Source organism: Marinomonas sp. UCMA 3892, from assembly GCF_012726345.1.
In the GTDB taxonomy this organism is placed as follows: domain Bacteria; phylum Pseudomonadota; class Gammaproteobacteria; order Pseudomonadales; family Marinomonadaceae; genus Marinomonas.
In genome coordinates this window covers 502,199-519,825 of sequence record NZ_PTXN01000001.1, presented here as the reverse complement: position 1 = coordinate 519,825, position 17,627 = coordinate 502,199, and the positions used below count along the sequence as shown (strand labels likewise).

General features: G+C 42.1%; 13 protein-coding genes. 8 read left to right on the top strand and 5 right to left on the bottom strand.

Features of this window, described 5'->3' with window-relative positions; translation table 11 throughout:
• Nucleotides 1-13 precede the first annotated feature (13 nt).
• Nucleotides 14-1,723 (top strand): sulfate permease, encoded by a 1,710-nt coding sequence (gene sulP / locus B6N13_RS02480; RefSeq protein WP_169458365.1) that lies wholly within the window; start codon nucleotides 14-16, stop codon nucleotides 1,721-1,723.
• Nucleotides 1,724-1,794: 71 nt separating this feature from the next.
• Here the strand turns inward: sulP and B6N13_RS02475 are convergent, their stop codons facing one another.
• From B6N13_RS02475 to B6N13_RS02460, 4 genes are all read right to left on the bottom strand, one after another.
• The gene (locus B6N13_RS02475) at nucleotides 1,795-2,643 is read right to left on the bottom strand and encodes a fumarylacetoacetate hydrolase family protein (RefSeq protein WP_169458364.1); all 849 of its coding nucleotides are present in this window, start codon (nucleotides 2,641-2,643) and stop codon (nucleotides 1,795-1,797) included.
• Between the two features lie 46 nt (nucleotides 2,644-2,689).
• Nucleotides 2,690-3,424 carry an SDR family oxidoreductase gene (locus B6N13_RS02470; RefSeq protein WP_198432122.1) on the bottom strand — a complete coding sequence of 245 codons (735 nt, stop codon included), beginning with the start codon at nucleotides 3,422-3,424 and terminating at the stop codon, nucleotides 2,690-2,692.
• 28 nt (nucleotides 3,425-3,452) lie between these two features.
• Nucleotides 3,453-5,039 carry an aldehyde dehydrogenase (NADP(+)) gene (locus B6N13_RS02465; RefSeq protein WP_169458363.1) on the bottom strand — a complete coding sequence of 529 codons (1,587 nt, stop codon included), beginning with the start codon at nucleotides 5,037-5,039 and terminating at the stop codon, nucleotides 3,453-3,455.
• 87 nt (nucleotides 5,040-5,126) lie between these two features.
• Entirely contained in the window at nucleotides 5,127-6,095 is a 969-nt protein-coding gene (locus B6N13_RS02460; RefSeq protein WP_169458362.1) for a LysR family transcriptional regulator, read from the bottom strand.
• A 113-nt stretch (nucleotides 6,096-6,208) separates the two neighbouring features.
• Here B6N13_RS02460 and B6N13_RS02455 point away from each other — a divergent pair, with 113 nt between their 5' ends.
• The 5 genes from B6N13_RS02455 (at nucleotide 6,209) to B6N13_RS02435 (ending at nucleotide 12,166) form a co-directional block, all read left to right on the top strand.
• The gene (locus tag B6N13_RS02455) at nucleotides 6,209-7,411 is read left to right on the top strand and encodes a fumarylacetoacetate hydrolase family protein (protein ID WP_169458361.1); all 1,203 of its coding nucleotides are present in this window, start codon (nucleotides 6,209-6,211) and stop codon (nucleotides 7,409-7,411) included.
• A 72-nt stretch (nucleotides 7,412-7,483) separates the two neighbouring features.
• Nucleotides 7,484-9,268, top strand: coding sequence for an IlvD/Edd family dehydratase (locus tag B6N13_RS02450; protein WP_169458360.1), 1,785 nt, complete (start codon nucleotides 7,484-7,486; stop codon nucleotides 9,266-9,268).
• Nucleotides 9,269-9,310: 42 nt separating this feature from the next.
• On the top strand, nucleotides 9,311-9,835 hold the full coding sequence (locus B6N13_RS02445) for a TRAP transporter small permease (protein WP_012068579.1): 525 nt from the start codon (nucleotides 9,311-9,313) through the stop codon (nucleotides 9,833-9,835).
• On the top strand, nucleotides 9,835-11,112 hold the full coding sequence (locus B6N13_RS02440; RefSeq protein WP_169458359.1) for a TRAP transporter large permease subunit: 1,278 nt from the start codon (nucleotides 9,835-9,837) through the stop codon (nucleotides 11,110-11,112). The genes B6N13_RS02445 and B6N13_RS02440 overlap by 1 nt, the downstream gene beginning before the upstream one ends.
• Nucleotides 11,113-11,131: 19 nt before the next feature.
• The gene (locus B6N13_RS02435) at nucleotides 11,132-12,166 is read left to right on the top strand and encodes a TRAP transporter substrate-binding protein (RefSeq protein WP_169458358.1); all 1,035 of its coding nucleotides are present in this window, start codon (nucleotides 11,132-11,134) and stop codon (nucleotides 12,164-12,166) included.
• Between the two features lie 87 nt (nucleotides 12,167-12,253).
• Here B6N13_RS02435 and B6N13_RS02430 read toward each other — a convergent pair whose 3' ends face one another.
• A complete protein-coding gene (locus tag B6N13_RS02430; protein WP_169458357.1) occupies nucleotides 12,254-14,353 on the bottom strand; it encodes a hypothetical protein in 2,100 nt (699 codons plus the stop codon).
• 415 nt (nucleotides 14,354-14,768) lie between these two features.
• On the opposite strand from B6N13_RS02430, the gene B6N13_RS02425 reads away from it, so the two are divergent.
• Nucleotides 14,769-15,113: a cupin domain-containing protein gene (locus B6N13_RS02425; RefSeq protein ID WP_012068575.1), complete on the top strand. Its 345-nt coding sequence runs from the start codon at nucleotides 14,769-14,771 to the stop codon at nucleotides 15,111-15,113.
• A gap of 338 nt (nucleotides 15,114-15,451) precedes the next feature.
• Nucleotides 15,452-17,596, top strand: a complete 2,145-nt coding sequence (locus B6N13_RS02420) for a TonB-dependent hemoglobin/transferrin/lactoferrin family receptor (protein WP_169458356.1) — start codon at nucleotides 15,452-15,454, stop codon at nucleotides 17,594-17,596.
• The last annotated feature ends 31 nt before the right edge of the window (nucleotides 17,597-17,627 follow it).

The window sequence follows — 17,627 nt, the reverse complement described above, 5'->3', positions numbered from 1 at the left end:
CGAGAGCTTCAAGATGACCATTGAACGTTTCATTCCCGCTCTGTCTTGGCTAAAGACCTATAACCGTGGGCAATTTAGCCAAGACGCCACCGCGGCGTTTATCGTCACCATGTTGCTGATTCCTCAGTCACTGGCTTACGCCATGTTGGCTGGGGTACCACCAGAAGTAGGCTTATATTCCAGTATCTTGCCTTTGGTTTTGTACGCCTTATTTGGCACCAGCACATCACTGTCGGTTGGCCCGGTTGCCGTGGCGTCACTCATGACAGCGACATCACTCGCAGTGATTGCCGAACAAGGCACTGCCAGTTACCTTACTGGCGCGATCACTCTCGCTCTATTATCTGGCGCCATGTTGGTAATCATGGGCGTAATGAAGCTTGGGATGGTTACTAACCTGCTTTCTCACTCAGTGATTTCGGGGTTTATTTCTGCCTCAGGAATCATCATTGCGCTGAGCCAGTTAAAGCACATTTTGGGCATCCAAGCTCATGGCGACAATGTCGTTACGCAATTGCTTTCTATGCTGGAAAACATCGGTCAATTTAAACCCATGACCTTTGTGATTGGCGTTTCTGTGATCGCATTTTTGCTGTTGGCTCGTCGTCACGCGAAACGTTTTTTGATCATGCTAAAGGTTCCCGAAGCATCAGCGGCGTCGTTGGCGAAAACCGCTCCGATTCTCGGCGTGCTTTCAAGCCTTGCGGTTGTCTATCTGTATGACTTGCAATCTCATGGCGTAGCAATCACAGGACACATTCCAGCAGGATTGCCGAGTTTAACATTCACTTTGCCATCGCTGGAATTAATCAAAGAACTCGCTTTGCCTGCGCTGATGATTTCGATCATTGGCTACGTAGAATCTATCTCGGTTGGTAAAACCTTAGGCGCTAAAAGACGCGAAAAAGTCAAACCGAACCAAGAACTCATCGGTTTAGGTGCGGCCAACATCGCGTCGGGTGTATCTGGTGGCTTTCCGGTAACTGGTGGGTTCTCTCGTTCCGTGGTGAACTTTGATGCCGGCGCGGTGACTCAGCTTGCCAGCATCATGACGGCTCTTGGCATTATGATCGCGTCTTTGTTATTAACGCCTATGCTGTACTTTTTGCCCAAAGCCACACTAGCGGCGACCATCATTGTGGCGGTCACAACCCTGATAGATTTTTCTATCTTGAAAAAAACATGGCAGTTTTCCCGTAGTGATTTCTATGCAGTGCTCGCGACTATTGTGATTACTTTATTGCTGGGTGTGGAAGTTGGCGTGGCTTCTGGCGTGGCGTTGTCTATTGCCTTGCATTTGTATCGTACGTCCAAACCACACGTGGCCGAAGTTGGCTTAATCAAGGACACTGAACACTTTCGTAATGTGAAACGCTATGAGGTGGAAACCTCACCTGAATTGCTTTGTTTACGACCAGACGAGAGTCTGTTCTTTGCTAACGCGACGTTTTTGGAAGATCACATCATCGACACCATTAGCCAACGCAAAGAAATTAACCATGTGGTGATTCAATGCAGCGCAGTGAATGAAATTGATTTCAGCGCCTTAGAAATGCTCGAAGCCCTGAACCTGCAATTAAAAAGCTTGAACATTAAACTCTCGCTTTCGGAGGTAAAAGGCCCAGTAATGGATCACCTAGAATGCAGCGGATTCCTGCAACACCTCAATGGCAAAGTGTATTTATCGCAATTCCAAGCGTTTAAAGATATTACCTATAGCTAGAATTTAAGCTAATAAATTTGAGGTCACCGGGTAAACTGGAGGCCTCAAATTTGCATTTCAGTTTCTACGTATTATTTTGCTGCAACCGTAAACTGCTGTTGCTCCCCAAGCCCATCTATTCCTAGTTTCATTGTCTGACCAGGCTTCAAATAAACGGCATTAGGCTTAATCCCCATTCCCACTCCCGGCGGAGTACCGGTTGAAATAATGTCACCTGGTTGCAGACTCATGCAGCGGCTCAAATAGGCAATAATTTCTGGGATCTTAAAAATCAAAGTATTGGTATTTCCGTTTTGATAACGATGTCCATCAACTTCCAACCACAATCCTAATTCATGAGGATTTGGAACCTCATCTCTCGTCACTAACCATGGGCCAATTGGGCCGAACGTATCAAAACCTTTACCCTTGTCCCAAGTGCCGCCACGTTCAATTTGCCACTCACGCTCAGAGACGTCATTGATAACGCAGTACCCTGCAATATAATCCATTGCATCAGACTCTGATATATAACGCCCTGCTTTACCGATAACAACACCCAGCTCGACTTCCCAATCTGTTTTCGTTGAGCCAATAGGTATTTCAACATCATCATTTGGGCCCGATATTGCGCTCGTCCATTTGTTGAAAATGATTGGCTCTTCTGGAACTGGCATATTGGCCTCTGCGGCATGATCAGCATAGTTCAAGCCAATACAAATAAACTTTCCAACATGGTTTACACATGAACCAATACGCGGATTTCCAGCCACTTTAGGAAGGGTATTCAAATCCAGCTTTCTCAAATTAGATATCGCCTCATCACTTAAAGCGCTACCAGAAATATCATCAATATAGCCAGATAGATCGCGAATTTGGCCCTGATCATCAAGTACACCTGGTTTCTCAGACCCTTTAATACCATATCGTAATAATTTCAATATTATCTCCTACCATTTCGAATACTGTTTTCAGCGAGTACAAACACTAAATACTCATACCACCATCAATAATTTGCACCGTTCCAGTTGTATAACTAGACTGATCGGAACCTAGATATAGGGCTAATTTGGCAATTTCATCAGGATGCCCTATGCGCCCCATTGGCTGTCGATCAATAAATTGATTAAAGACGGCCTCCTCAGTTAGCCCTTGTTGTAGAGCTTGTTCAGAGATTCGTTGACGCAAAGATGGAGAATCGACCGTACCTGGGCATATAGCATTACAGCGAATGCCTTTACCAATAAAATCAGATGCTATGGATTTTGTTAGCCCTATAACTGCCGCCTTACTTGCTGTGTACGCAAAGCGATTAGGTACACCTTTAATACTAGATGCCACTGATGCCATATTGATGATTGAGCCTCCACCCTGCTCAATCATTCCAGGTAAGAAAGCACGAATCATTCGGTACATCGCCGTAACATTAAGATCAAACGATTTACTCCATGCCACCTCGTCACACGCCAGAATATCCCCTGCGTGTACATAGCCAGCGCAGTTAAAAAGGACGTCTATATTGCCGACTTGATCTAGCAGATTGACAATTCCAGCCTCAGAAGTCACATCAAGATATAGCGCTTTTAATCCTGCTATTGCTTGCAGGTTACGAATATCAATATCCGTCCCAAAAACCTCCGCTCCCGCATCTAAAAATGCTTTTGCACTAGATAAGCCAATTCCTTGACCTGCTGCTGTTATAAGTACTTTTTTACCCTTCATTGGGATATCTCCTTACGATTTTTTATGGTTATTCTTCAATAAGGCTTTTAGTGTTTACACCGTTTACTAAGCGTTCAATATTGAGCGGATTGCTATTTTTTAACGCTTCGGGGAGAAGTGAGTTGGGATAATTTTGAAAACAAACTGGGCGTAAGAATCGGTCGATAGACAAGGTCCCCACCGATGTACCACGAGAATCTGAAGTGGCCGGAAATGGTCCGCCATGTACCATAGCATCACACACTTCAACGCCTGTTGGATAACCATTGATAAGTACTCGACCCGCTTTTTCTTCGAGCAATGAAAGTAATTCCTGAGACTCAGCTAGCTCCTCGGATTCACCAATTAAAGTAGCTGTCAGTTGGCCATGCATAGCCGAAATACACGCTCGTAATTCTTCCATGTCATTCACTTCGACAATAACGGTAGCTGGACCGAATACTTCTTCTTGCAGTAGCTCACTGCCACTCAGCAATAAACTGGATTCAGCCTGAAATAAATAAGCAGTGGCTTTGTTTTCAACGCTCTCAGCACTGGCTAAGATTTTAATTGATGGGTGATTTTGTAAAGCGTCGCACCCTTTTTGATAGCTATTCAAAGTGCCGCTATTTAGCATTGTCTTACTTGGTTTGAGTGATATTTCAGAGGAGAGCTGCTTGATAAAAGTGCTAAATTTTGACGAACGGATACCAACAATGAGACCTGGATTAGTACAGAATTGCCCAACCCCCAAGACCACAGAATCAGCTAGTTGCGTTGCAATCAAATCACCTCTATTTTCTAAAGCTTGAGGCAATAAAATAACGGGGTTGATACTACTCATCTCAGCGAAAACGGGAATTGGATGAGGTCTAGTTGCCGCCATATCACATATAGCCTTACCACCAGCCAAAGAACCAGTAAAACCTACTGCTTTAATAGCTGGATGATTAACTAATGATTTACCAACACCCGATCCAAATATCATGCTGAATACACCATCAGGCATAGACGTTTGTTCGGCTGCTCTGAGGATAGCAAGAGCAACTTTTTCAGCCGTCCCCATATGTCCGCTGTGTGCTTTGAATACTACTGGACAACCGGCTGCAAGTGCTGAGGCAGTATCACCACCAGCCGTTGAGAAGGCTAATGGAAAATTACTGGCGCCAAATACAGCGATAGGACCAAGACCAATACGACATTGGCGTATATCAACACGAGGTATTGGACGTCTATCAGGCATTGACGTATCAATTCTGGCATCATAGAAATCTCCTCGTGACAATAAATCGGCGAATAACCTCATTTGATTACTAGTACGGCCACATTCACCTTTTATACGTGCTTCATCCAAGGCCGTTTCTTGTTGAACCAAATCAATAAAGTCTTTTCCTAAAATGTCTAATTCATCGGCAATCTTATTTAAAAACTCTGCGCGACGAGTTGCGGGTAGCTTGCTATAAAGTGGAAAGGCCGATGAAGCGATTTTACAGGCGGAATCAACTTCATCCATCGTTGCTTGATAAAATGAAGGGGCCAACTCAAGTCCTGTTGCTGCATTCCGACTCTTTAAAACAACATCCCCTCTTGCACTACGAGTATTTCCAATAAAATTGTAACCGTTGTAATCAGACATAAATTTCCCATACCGTTTTTTGTTATTCACGGTAATTTAGGTCTGATATCGATCACTTACCAATGGTTTTTATTGATCAATTGATAACTAAATAATATCAATTGGTTGTTTTTCAGCCGCCAATATTTGTTGAGCATTATGCTGAAGAATATTGGCGAACTCTAATGCGGGGCCGACTAACGCTTCATTTTTCCTTGTTAAGATACCGTAATATTGAGGCACTAAATCCAACGGTGTTTTAAGCACAGTTAAAACACCGCTTTCTACATGAGGCTTAACCATAACGGTTGGTAGCATACCAATCATTGGACCTCGCTGAAGCAATTCAAGAAAAGTCTGCACAGATATCGTCACCACAATATCTTGCGGTAATGCTACCCCTGCTTTAGCGAAAGATTCTTCCATACGGTCTCTAATCGGTGTCCCCTTAGGGTATAACAACCAAGGCCATTCAAAGAGCTTTTCAAGTGAAACCGTCTCCTCCCCGCTAAGAGGATGGCTTGAATTGGCGACTAAGCAAAATTTTTCAGGAGCTAAGGGAGTAAAGTCGAAATTTTGTTGCTGTCCTTGCTCTGAAAATCGACCTATTGCTAAATCCAACGTCTTTTCTTCCAACATTTTCATCAAGTTCCCACTTGTTTGTTCAACCACTTCAACATTCAACAAAGGGGAACGTTTCTTTATTTCCATAATCGCTTCAGGCAGAACAGCTGAAGTAGCGGCAAAAATCCCCCCTACTTTTAAGTAACCATGTCCACCTTTATGCAAGCTAGTAATTTGCTCAACAAAACCATTAGCATCATTTAAGGTCATATGTGCATATCGAATAACATGCTCCCCTAGAGTAGTCGGCACCATACTTCGCGGTAGTCGATCAAACACTTCAAAACCAAGCAACCCCTCAATTTCTTTGAGCATCTTGCTCACGGCTGGCTGGCTCAAATTCATTTGCTGTGCAGTCAAGTGCATATTTTTTGTACGACCAAGTGAATCTAATAAATAAAGATGTCTAAATTTTATCCAGTTGCAAAACGTTGAAAATGAAAAATGCGACATAACCCTTCCTCTAATCAATAACTACCAGTTATCAAATATTAACTATATGTCATTGGATTTTATCGATTCCCCATCTTAATGTACATTCCAACAAGAATAAGGAAATACCAATTATGTCGATCAAACTTACAACAAAGAACACCCTACCAGTCGATGCGAACCAAGCGACTCTTATTGGCCGCGTTTGGTCTCCAGGCAATCCTTCAGGCCCATCACTCGTTGTCATTCGCGAAAACAATGTTTTTGATATATCTGCACACTTTGCAACACTAAGTGAATTCCTAGAAAACGATCATCCAGTAGAGCAACTTAAAGATGTCGAAGGAACATTCCTATGCAGCCTAGAGGATCTACTGGACAACACCCATGATTCAGCCAACACTGATCAAGCCTATCTACTCGCTCCAGCCGATCTTCAAGTTATTAAAGCCGCAGGCGTCACATTTGCCTCAAGCATGATTGAACGAGTAATCGAAGAACAAGCGGGAGGTAACCCTTCAAAAGCGAAAGCCATCCGAGTTTTAGTAGAAGGCGTTATTGGCGATAACCTAAGTTCAGTTGAGCCTGGCTCTGAAAAAGCCACACAGTTGAAAGAACTGTTAATAGAAAAAGGCATGTGGTCACAATATCTAGAAGTCGGTATTGGCCCAGATGCGGAAATTTTCACAAAAGCCCCCGTTTTATCGGCTATCGGAAGCGGAAAATCCATTGGTATTCATCCGAAATCTGAGTGGAATAATCCTGAGCCTGAAATTGTTCTAGCCGTAAACAGCAAAGGTAAGATACAAGGCGCAACCCTAGGAAACGATGTAAATTTACGTGATTTCGAAGGTCGTAGCGCACTGCTACTTAGCAAAGCAAAAGACAACAACGCCTCTTGTGCCATTGGCCCTTTCATTCGTTTATTTGACGATAACTTCACCTTAGAGGATGTGCATACTTGCGAAGTTACTCTTCAAGTAAAAGGCACCGACGGTTACACCCTAGAAGGGCTGTCTTCCATGATAAAAATAAGTCGTAGCCCAGTAGATCTTGTTCAGCAGACTATTAACGAAAATCACCAATATCCTGATGGCTTTTTCTTATTTCTAGGGACGCTATTCTCACCTACTCAAGATCGTGATCATATTGGCGGCGGTTTTACGCATAAGCTAGGCGACACAGTCATCATTAGCAGCCCAAAACTTGGCACGCTATACAACACCGTCACTTACAGCAGCGATGCAAAGCCATGGGAGTTTGGAATCAACTCACTCATCAATAACTTAACTCACCGCGGTTTATTAAAAGCTAAAAATAACTTTGTCAGTAAATAACGAGTTGAATCATCAACGAATATTTGATGATGGGAATAGCGCCGCATAATTAAAAAACACAGAGATATTCACATGCAAAATAATAATAAGTTTCGCTTACGCAGCCAGCAATGGTTTGATGATCCAAGCCACGCCGATATGACAGCATTGTATGTAGAGCGCTACATGAACCAAGGGCTGACTCGTGAAGAGCTTCAATCAGGTCGACCTATTATAGGTATAGCGCAAACTGGAAGTGACTTAACACCTTGTAATCGTCATCACGTCCAATTAGCACAACGTATTAAAGAAGGTATCCGTGATGCGGGCGGCATACCAATGGAATTTCCAGTGCACCCAATTGCCGAGCAAAGTCGTCGTCCAACAGCGGCACTGGACCGTAATTTAGCCTACTTAGGGTTAGTTGAAATACTTCATGGCTACCCTTTAGACGGTGTCGTACTCACCACTGGGTGCGACAAAACAACTCCTGCTTGTCTAATGGCAGCAGCCACAACCGACTTACCTGCCATTGTTTTATCTGGCGGACCGATGTTGGATGGACATCATAAAGGTGAGCTAATCGGTTCTGGCACCGTTATCTGGAGTTCTCGTAAATTATTAGCAACGGGAAAGATTGACTACGAAGGCTTTATGGAGATGACAACCGCTGCATCCCCATCCATTGGCCATTGCAACACCATGGGCACAGCGTTATCAATGAATGCTCTGGCTGAAGCCTTAGGCATGTCATTACCTGGCTGCGCTAGTATTCCGGCACCGTACAGAGAGCGCGGACAAATGGCCTATGCAACGGGCAAGCGTATTTGTGAACTGGTACTTAATGATATTCGCCCTTCACAGATCATGACTAAAGAATCATTTCATAATGCCATTGTGGTTGCTTCCGCACTTGGCGCATCCACAAATTGCCCACCTCACCTAATCGCCATTGCACGCCACATGGGCATAGATTTATCGCTTAATGATTGGCAAGAAGTCGGTGAAAATGTGCCTCTAATAGTCAATTGCATGCCTGCTGGTAAACATCTTGGTGAAGGGTTTCATCGCGCTGGAGGCGTACCTGCAGTGCTTCATGAGCTTCAAAAGTCAGGCTACCTCCATGAACAATGTGAAACTGTTAGCGGCAAAACCATCGGGGAAATTGCAACTGCCAACCCCACTAATAACGCTGATGTTATTTATGAATGCGCAGCGCCACTAAAACATCGAGCGGGTTTCATCGTTCTAAGTGGTAACTTTTTTGATAGCGCCATAATGAAAATGTCTGTGGTTGGTGACGCATTCAAGAAAACCTATTTATCTGAACCTGGTGCAGAAAACTCATTTGAAGCTCGCGCGATCGTGTTTGAAGGGCCGGAAGATTATCATGCTCGAATAGAAGACCCCGAACTCAACATAGATGAAAAATGTATTTTGGTTATTCGTGGTGCTGGCACAGTTGGTTATCCTGGCAGTGCCGAAGTCGTCAATATGGATCCACCGTCAGAATTAATGAAAAAAGGGATTTCATCATTGCCATGCCTTGGCGATGGTCGTCAAAGTGGCACATCAGCAAGCCCATCTATTCTCAATATGTCCCCTGAAGCCGCTGTTGGCGGTGGTATTGCGCTACTTCGTACCAACGACAAGCTTCTGATCAACCTCAACGATCGTTCAATTAATCTTTTAATTAATGATGAGGAAATGGCCAAACGTCGTGAAGAATGGACGCCAAACATCCCGGCATCTCAAACACCTTGGCAAGAATTGTATCGTCAACTTGTTGGCCAACTTTCAACCGGTGGCTGCCTAGAACCCGCAACCTTACATTTAAAAGTGATATCTAAAGACAATCCACCTAGACACTCACATTAGAATATTTTTTCTAATGTAATTAAAATAATAACGGTGAAAAAAATGAACAATATAATCAATAAATTCGAACGATTCATTGAGTATATGATGGCTTTAGCTTTAGCAGTAATGTTCTCTGCAGTTTTTATAAATGTTGTTTTACGATATTTATTTGGCTCGGGCATTGCAGCTTCAGAAGAGCTATCGAGACTTTTGTTTGTATGGCTTATCTTTATGGGAGCAACTCTTGCTGTTGGTCGAAATTCCCATATTGGTTTTGATCTTATACAAAGAAAGCTTCCTAAAAATTTACGATTAATATGCGCAATAATCAGTCATTCTCTTATGCTATATGCCTTGTATTTATTTCTAGAAGGCAGTTGGAAACAATACAACATTGGTTGGAATATAAATTCAACTGTTATGAAATATCCTTTAGCATTTATGTACTCCACTGGCCTTTTCGCATCAATTGGCATGGGGTTCTATATTATAAGAAATCTCATACTAATTATTCTAAAAAGTGAAAATTCTCATATTCCAGGAAATACCGAAATATCTCCAGAACAACTCAAGGAGAATAACTAATGGCATTAGGGATTTTTTTATTCAGCCTAGCTGGATTTATGTTTCTAGGTATGCCAATAGCATTTGCTTTGGTATTAACTGGCATAACATTAATGTGGCATCTAGATTTTTTCGATGCTCAATTAGTCGCACAAAACCTTATCAATGGTGCCGATAGCTTCCCCCTGATGGCTGTACCATTTTTCATCCTTGCAGGGGAAGTAATGAATGCAGGGGGAATATCCAAACGTATCATTAACCTTGCAATTAGTTGCGTAGGCCATAGACGCGGAGGATTAGGATATGTAGCTATCATTGCAGCCGTGATACTGGCAAGCTTATCTGGCTCAGCGATTGCAGACACAGCAGCACTAGCAACGCTCCTTCTCCCAATGATGCGCAATAATGGCTACCCAATAGGTCGCTCTGCAGGACTCATTGCTGCAGGCGGGATTATTGCCCCGATTATTCCCCCAAGCATGCCATTTATCATTTTTGGTGTAACGGCGAATCAATCTATCAGCAAGCTATTTATGGCTGGCATTGTACCTGGAATCATCATGGGACTGGGTTTGGTCTTAGCTTGGAAATGGAGCATGAAAACGGTTGATGTGGAGCCTCAACCTCGCCAAAGTATAAAAACTAGATTAAAAGTAGCAAAAGATGGATTCTTTGCATTGCTTATGCCGGTAATTATTATCGGTGGATTACGAGGAGGACTTTTCACGCCAACCGAAGCCGCTGTCATTGCTGCTGGATATGCAATGATAATTAGTCTTCTCGTTTACCGTGAATTGAAAATATCAGACCTTATCCCTCTATTCATTCAAGCAGCCTATACAACAAGTATTGTTATGTTTCTTTGTGCTGCGGCGATTGTCTCTTCATATATGGTGACATTAGCAGATCTTCCTGCTGAATTAATAAGTTTTCTAGAGCCTATTATGGACAGCCCGAGAACATTAATGGCGACAATCGTGATCGTCATGTTATTAATCGGGATGGTCATGGATCTAACGCCAACCATATTAATATTAGCACCTGTAACCATACCTTTAATTATTAAAGCCGGTATAGATCCTATTTACTTTGGCGTTATGTTTATTATGGTTGGCTGTGTAGGGTTAATTACACCGCCAGTTGGCACCGTTTTAAGCGTTGTTTCTAGCGTAGCAAAAGAGCCATTAGAAAAAATAACAAGAGGAATACTGCCCTTCTTATTTGCATATATGGCAATAATAGTATTGTTCGTGATATTCCCAGAAATTATAACCGTACCAGCAAAACTGCTCTATTAAACCTAAAAAGGAAAATAAAATGAGAAAAATAACAATATCAAAAAATGCATTTAAATCTATTTTAGCGATTGCTATCGGAACCACTCTTACAATTGGTTCAATTAGTGCCAGCGCCCAAGATGTGAATTCTCGAATCATTAGATTTGGATATGGATTAAATCAAGATAGTAAACAAGGTAGAGCAGTAGAAACATTTACACAGGAAGTAAAGCGACTTTCCGATGGAAAATTCAAAGTAAAATCCTTTGCGAATGCTTTGTTGGGAAATGAAATTCAAATGCAAAATGCGCTAATTGGCGGAGCGCAAGAAATGATGATCACGTCAACATCATCATTAATTGGCATAGACAAAAGTTTTGCGATTTGGGATTTACCATTCATGTTTAAAGATGGTCCAGAAGCAGACAAAGTTCTAGATGGAAAATTTGGACAAGCCATGCTGGATGGCTTAGAAAAACATGGAGTTGTTGGCCTTGTTTACTGGGAAAATGGGTTTCGTGATTTGACAAACTCAAAACGCCCTATCAAAACCATGGACGATCTAAACAGTGTAAAACTAAGGGTTATGCAAAACCCTATGTATTTAGAGCTCTTCAACCAGATGGGTGCTAACGCTGTCCCTATGGCCTTTTCAGAACTCTTTACTGCATTAGAAACTGGCGCTGTAGATGGACAAGAAAACCCATACAGCACAATCCAATCTAGTAAGTTTTATGAAGTTCAAAAGTACCTTAGCCAAACACATCACGTCTATAGCCCATGGGTTATGTTAATCAGTAAGCCTTTCTGGGATAAGCTCAGCAATGATGAAAAAACCATCATTAAAAAAGCAGCCGTTATATCCCGCGAAGCAGAAAGAAAAGATAGTAGAGAACAAGCAGAAAAATCTCTGGCTTTCTTAAAAACAAAGATGGAAGTAAACAGTATTGCACCTGAAGAAATGGATAAGATGAAAGCTTCAGCAAAAATAGTTATTGACGCCCAAGCGAAAGAACTAGGACAAGATCTACTTGATCAATTCTTTGCAGCGATCAAAGAAGCAAAAGGTAAATAATAAACTAGCACAAAAAAATCCAATGACTGCAACGTCATTGGATTTTTTATGAGTGCAATAAAACTCTAAATTAGCGTTTTATGTTGATCACTGTTGCGTGTAACGATGAAGGGCTTTGTAATCACCATCGTCTTGTAAACAATAAAACTCGGTTTCCTTGGCGCCCAAAATCTGGCAACTAAAGTCGACACTCTCTTGTTGTTCCCACTCACTATCACAGCTGTTGCGGAATCGGGTATTAGAGTCAGTTTCTATGATAGAGCCCAAAGCATGAGACCATTTGAAGCTACTTTCGAAGACATTACAGCTGTTAGAATCATCTCTATCTACAAACGTACCTGTCCCATCTTCGTTAAAGGTTTCGCTGCCGATATCGATCCAGTTACATTCTTCGTCTAAGTATTCAACTTTAAATGCATTAACCAAATCTTGACGACGTTTTATGGTTATTTTTGATACATCATTCATCGACATAAACCAAGCGCTTTTATAACCATTATTATCAAGATCTTCACGAACATTTAATGTAAAAGGCACCGTGGTAAGCACAGTAGACACGGTAAACAAATCGGTACAGTCATTACCCATACTTGCGTTTAGCGCTCCCATATCCATGATCAGGTCGCCCAGCTTAATACTGTCCATATTAAAAGCTACAACGCCGTTTGGCTTCACTTCTTCCGTCGCTAATTGCTCGGCAACCTGCTTACTCTTTTCGCCTGTGTAAGCAACCAAATGCTTGCCCTTAATTGCCACGAAAGTATCCATTGGCAGACCGCTGTCGGCTAGATTAACAGCAGAACCATCGGTTGGAATTTGTACACCATTTAAGATGGGTAGGAATTTACTAGCAAGTGCAGACAGCACTTCTGGCTTTTCAGCAGTGATGGTCGCAATGGCATCGTATTGAGCGCCTAACTGACTGTTTTCATCTTTTGTCAAATCAAAAACGCCCAAGCTAACACCAGATAAGCCTTGTGCCATGCTAGTAAATACCGACAGCACCGCTGGGTTGTTTTCCCGTAACTTCACTTGTAAATTTTGCAACTGAGCACAACTAAAATCTGCTTTAGTAAACTGACTCCATAGGCTCGTTAAAACCGGTGAAATAGCATCCGCAGATAAACCCACACCCAGACCAAGAGTAAGGTCTTTACTAGTATTCAAATAACTTGGGATAAAGCCGCGAAGTTTACTCAGTTCGCCTAAGATACTGGCATTTTTGATCTCTAGTGCATAGGAGAAGTCAAACGCCATATTGTCGTCTTTTACATCATAACGATTCAAACCAAAGACAAAACGCGGCACACCAGAAACAATATTGACAATATCAGTACGACACTGCATTTGAGCTTCAGTTAAATCAGGCAGCTCGTCTCCCATCAAGGCTTTCAACTGCTGGTGCGCACGAGCGTCTTTGTCCAGCATAGCATTAGCAATGTTCAGCAAACTTACATAACCATGGGAATAATCCATGAAGTTATATATCTTGCTGTCGTTTTTCCAGCTATCTGCTGGCATAGAAATAGAAGGCTTAGTTAAAGCAAAACGCTGAGCTTGAGCGGCTGAATCATCTTTTTGCGATAATACTGAGATAGTAAGAACACTATCCTTGATCATAAAACCAAGTGTTAGCACTATATCGTCATTTTTCGCCAGCTCAATAGTCGTTAAGGTGTGGTCTGCAATAGTTTTTGATCCCAAGGTCAAATCACTTTCTTGAGCCGCTTCTTCAACAAGACTCAGAAACGCCTGTTCGTCTTGCAATACAACACGCATAACGGGGAAAATCCCGTCTAAATACATAACACTCGCGCCTTCCATATCAAAGCCGTAGTGGTTATATATTGCTATGCCACCCTTGGGTGCCACTTCGTAATAATCTTTGATAAACCAGCGTATAAAATCCAAGCCTTCACTTTCAGGAAAAGACTTAAGCATCTCTAAAATAGCATCACCATCGCTACTATCTTTCAGCTGAGCCATCATCTGATCAGAGCTAGTAACAATATCTTTATTTGTCACACCACCAACAAAAAGAGCCGTATCAGCAGGAACATATTCGATCATCTTGTCGATATTGCTACTCTTTTGGAACCAACCAAAAATATCGAAACTAAAGCCGAACGCGGCAGCAGAAGATAAACAAGCCACAACGACGACGGCTTTAAAGAAATTTCCCTTCATTACGAATCCTTCAGAATGAGCACTCATTACAAGTTACTTAAAATGGGTTAAAAACATTGAATCAAAAACGCCAAGATTCTAGCGTTAATCGATAGGAAGAGCCATTATTTAAAACTTTGGCTTACTACTTATATTAGAAGGGATACTGGAAAAAACATTGCGAACAAAACAGAATCATTGCTCAAGCTTACCGAGCTTTTATCATGAAAGCTCCTACAACCTACCGGGAAAGATCCCCATAAACTCCGTGTAAATTCTTCTGGATAATTTGAGCTAAGCTACAAACATCGCAAAGAATTTTTCATTGACCTCTTTAGCTCTTTCAAAGACATTTATGACGCAAACAGACAACTCTCTAGATAGGTGCCACCATACAATGGTTGTTCTTTAATTCAACATTTTATCTGGAGCTGCTATGTCTGACTTTATCACTGTTATGCGCGAAACCTGCCCAACGCCTGTGGTAAACGCAACAAAATGGACCCGCATTGGTGGCGATCCGCACACAGTTAATCTAAATGCATACTTATCGAAAGATGGTAGCAAAATAATGGGGACTTGGATCTGTACTCCAGGTAAGTTTGAAGTGAACTATGACAAATGGGAGTTTTGCCATTTCTTAGAAGGTTACTGCATTATCACCCCAGAAGGCGAAGAACCAAAGCACCTAAAAGCAGGTGATGTATTCGTTATCGAGCCAGGTATGAAAGGTACTTGGGAAGTGGTTGAAACCGTTCGCAAATACTTCGTATTCGCTTAACTCCCTGATTTCTCTTATATAATCAATACACGCTAGTCCTTTCTAGCGTGTATTGCATTCTCACCTGAAACACCTCCCTAGATCGACGAATCCATTTAACTGACTAACGAAAGCCGTTATTCCCTTGCGGATGAACTTTCGTATATTAAGCATCAATAGTAAGAACAACGTCTCCTAAACCATAATTGGAAAAACCCTTTCAATAGCAGATAACCTTGCTTTATTAACAAATGTTAATGAAAGTCATTTGTATTTGATGCTGTTATTTTGTGATAATCATTCTCATAAAGGAATGTTCTTTTAGTTCGGAGTGACTTAATGAATCAACGAGAGAAATCATGAAAAAAACAGCTTACCCTGTTCCCTTATCTTTAATCGCTCTATCTATTATGGCAGCAAATCCGGTCTTTTCCGCAGATACTTTAGAAGTAGAACACCAATTAGATACTGTCACAATTGAAGCTGATGCTCTATCAGAAAATGTGCCAAAGGTAGGTAGCTCAGCGTCTAGTATTGATTATAAAAATATCGAAAAAACACTAGTCCGCAATCTAGATGATCTAGTCCGCTACGAACCTGGAGTCGATGCCAGCCAAGATTCCCGCTTTGGCATAAGTAGCATTAATATAAGAGGACTTGATGGTGACCGAGTAAAAATCAGTGTCGATGGCGTAACACAAGCCGATGCATACGGACCTACAACCACCTATTTAAGAACCGGACGAAATACCGTTGATATGGATTCATTAGAGTCTGTCGAAATAATTAAAGGCGGTGATGTTGTAGAAGGCAGCGGTGCCCTTGGTGGCGTTGTAAAGTATAGAACAAAAGAGCCTAGTAGCTTTTTATCCGCAGAAGGCAATGATACTTCAGGCTCGTTAAAAGCCGGATACAAAAGTGCATCGGATGAATTCAATCAAACACTCACCATTGCGAATCGCACTGGCAAGGTAGAATCCTTGCTTGTATACACAAACCGAGATGGTCATGAAAACAAGAACCATCGAGGCGACGCTGGATCGGATCAGACAGTCGGAGTCAAACGAGCTTCGGTAGACCCGGCAGACACCGGATCAGACAACGTACTAGCTAAAGTGCAAGTGCAAGTAAACGACAATAACCGTATTGGTGTTGTGGGTGAATACTTCCACAGCACATCAGAGTCTGACTTATTTTCAGAAAGCTCAGCAACAGATCAACAAAGTTCTGACGACAAAAGCGTCCGTCGCCGTATTGGCTTCTTCCATGAAAATACACAAACCAACACCTTATATGATCGCTTAAAATGGCAGGTCGATTATCAAGATACCAAGACGACCAACAAAACACATCGGAGCAATAACAACCGTCTTGTGAACCGCTTTTATGATGAGGAAAGCACCAGTTTAAAAGCCGATTTAGTGAAACAAATTGAAGCCCATCAAATCCGCTATGGTTTAAATTACGACAAAAAGTCTTTGGAAAACCTAAACAAAGACACAGTATCAGGCACAACCACGGCATCTCGCTTTTCCCCTAAAGCTGACGCTGACATCTTTGGCGTATACATAGAAGACAGCTGGGCTACCACAGATAGGCTAACTCTCGTTCCCGCCATCCGTTACGATAATTACAAATACACAACAACAGGCGACGAATACATAGAGTCATGGGGCAATAATGAAAACGAAGCACTTACCGCACAACTGGCTGCCGAATATGCTCTGACGGACACTTACACGGTTTTCGGCAAAACAGGCTCAGGCTTTAGGGCGCCAAACTTAGATGAACTCTACTACTACTTCGCAAACTCAGCCCCTTACGGTTCTTACCAAATAACACCAAACCCAGATTTGGAGCCAGAAGAAAGCCTCTTCATCGAGGCGGGCATTCGCGCCCAAAATACATATGGAGCGGCAGAGTTTGTTGCCTTCTACAACGATTATAAAAACTTCATCGAGCAAGTATCTTTAGGCTCTTCAGCGGCTTTTAGCCTTGGCCAATACACCAATCAAAACCTTAACCATGTGGTGATTAAAGGCGTTGAGATCAAAGGTAATTTAGACCTATCTAAAAGCATAGATACTCTTAATGACGGCTGGGTATTAAATGGAGCCATAGCTTACGCAGAAGGAGATAACCTAGAAAACGGTGAACCGCTCGACAGCATTTCACCGCTTAGTGCGGTTGTCGGTCTTGGCTACGATGCACCATCAGAAAAATGGGGCGGAAAGCTCAACCTAACTTGGGCGTCTGGTAAGAAAAAAGAAGACATATCCACCAGCAAACAATGGCTAGCCACATCAAATTATAGCCTTGTTGATCTAACAGCCTATTACAAACCGACGCAAAACCTCACTTTTAACGCCGGTCTTTTTAACCTAACCGACGAAAAATACATGAATTGGAATGACATTCGTAACCTAACCAATACCAGCACTAACTTGAATAGATACACTCGTGCAGGTCGCAATTTTGGCATAGATGCAACCTTGTCATTCTAAGACACGCTCAAAGTATTTATTAACTTAAAAA

Bases quoted from the DNA above. Each gene is read 5' to 3' on its own strand.
- B6N13_RS02445 (WP_012068579.1), top strand. From the start codon at position 9,311: ATGAACAATATAATCAATAAATTCGAACGATTCATTGAGTATATGATG.
- B6N13_RS02425 (WP_012068575.1), top strand. From the start codon at position 14,769: ATGTCTGACTTTATCACTGTTATGCGCGAAACCTGCCCAACGCCTGTG.
- B6N13_RS02435 (WP_169458358.1), top strand. From the start codon at position 11,132: ATGAGAAAAATAACAATATCAAAAAATGCATTTAAATCTATTTTAGCG.
- B6N13_RS02440 (WP_169458359.1), top strand. From the start codon at position 9,835: ATGGCATTAGGGATTTTTTTATTCAGCCTAGCTGGATTTATGTTTCTA.
- B6N13_RS02455 (WP_169458361.1), top strand. From the start codon at position 6,209: ATGTCGATCAAACTTACAACAAAGAACACCCTACCAGTCGATGCGAAC.
- B6N13_RS02460 (WP_169458362.1), bottom strand. From the start codon at position 6,095: ATGTCGCATTTTTCATTTTCAACGTTTTGCAACTGGATAAAATTTAGA.
- B6N13_RS02465 (WP_169458363.1), bottom strand. From the start codon at position 5,039: ATGTCTGATTACAACGGTTACAATTTTATTGGAAATACTCGTAGTGCA.
- B6N13_RS02420 (WP_169458356.1), top strand. From the start codon at position 15,452: ATGAAAAAAACAGCTTACCCTGTTCCCTTATCTTTAATCGCTCTATCT.
- B6N13_RS02450 (WP_169458360.1), top strand. From the start codon at position 7,484: ATGCAAAATAATAATAAGTTTCGCTTACGCAGCCAGCAATGGTTTGAT.
- B6N13_RS02430 (WP_169458357.1), bottom strand. From the start codon at position 14,353: ATGAAGGGAAATTTCTTTAAAGCCGTCGTCGTTGTGGCTTGTTTATCT.
- sulP (WP_169458365.1), top strand. From the start codon at position 14: ATGACCATTGAACGTTTCATTCCCGCTCTGTCTTGGCTAAAGACCTAT.
- B6N13_RS02470 (WP_198432122.1), bottom strand. From the start codon at position 3,424: ATGAAGGGTAAAAAAGTACTTATAACAGCAGCAGGTCAAGGAATTGGC.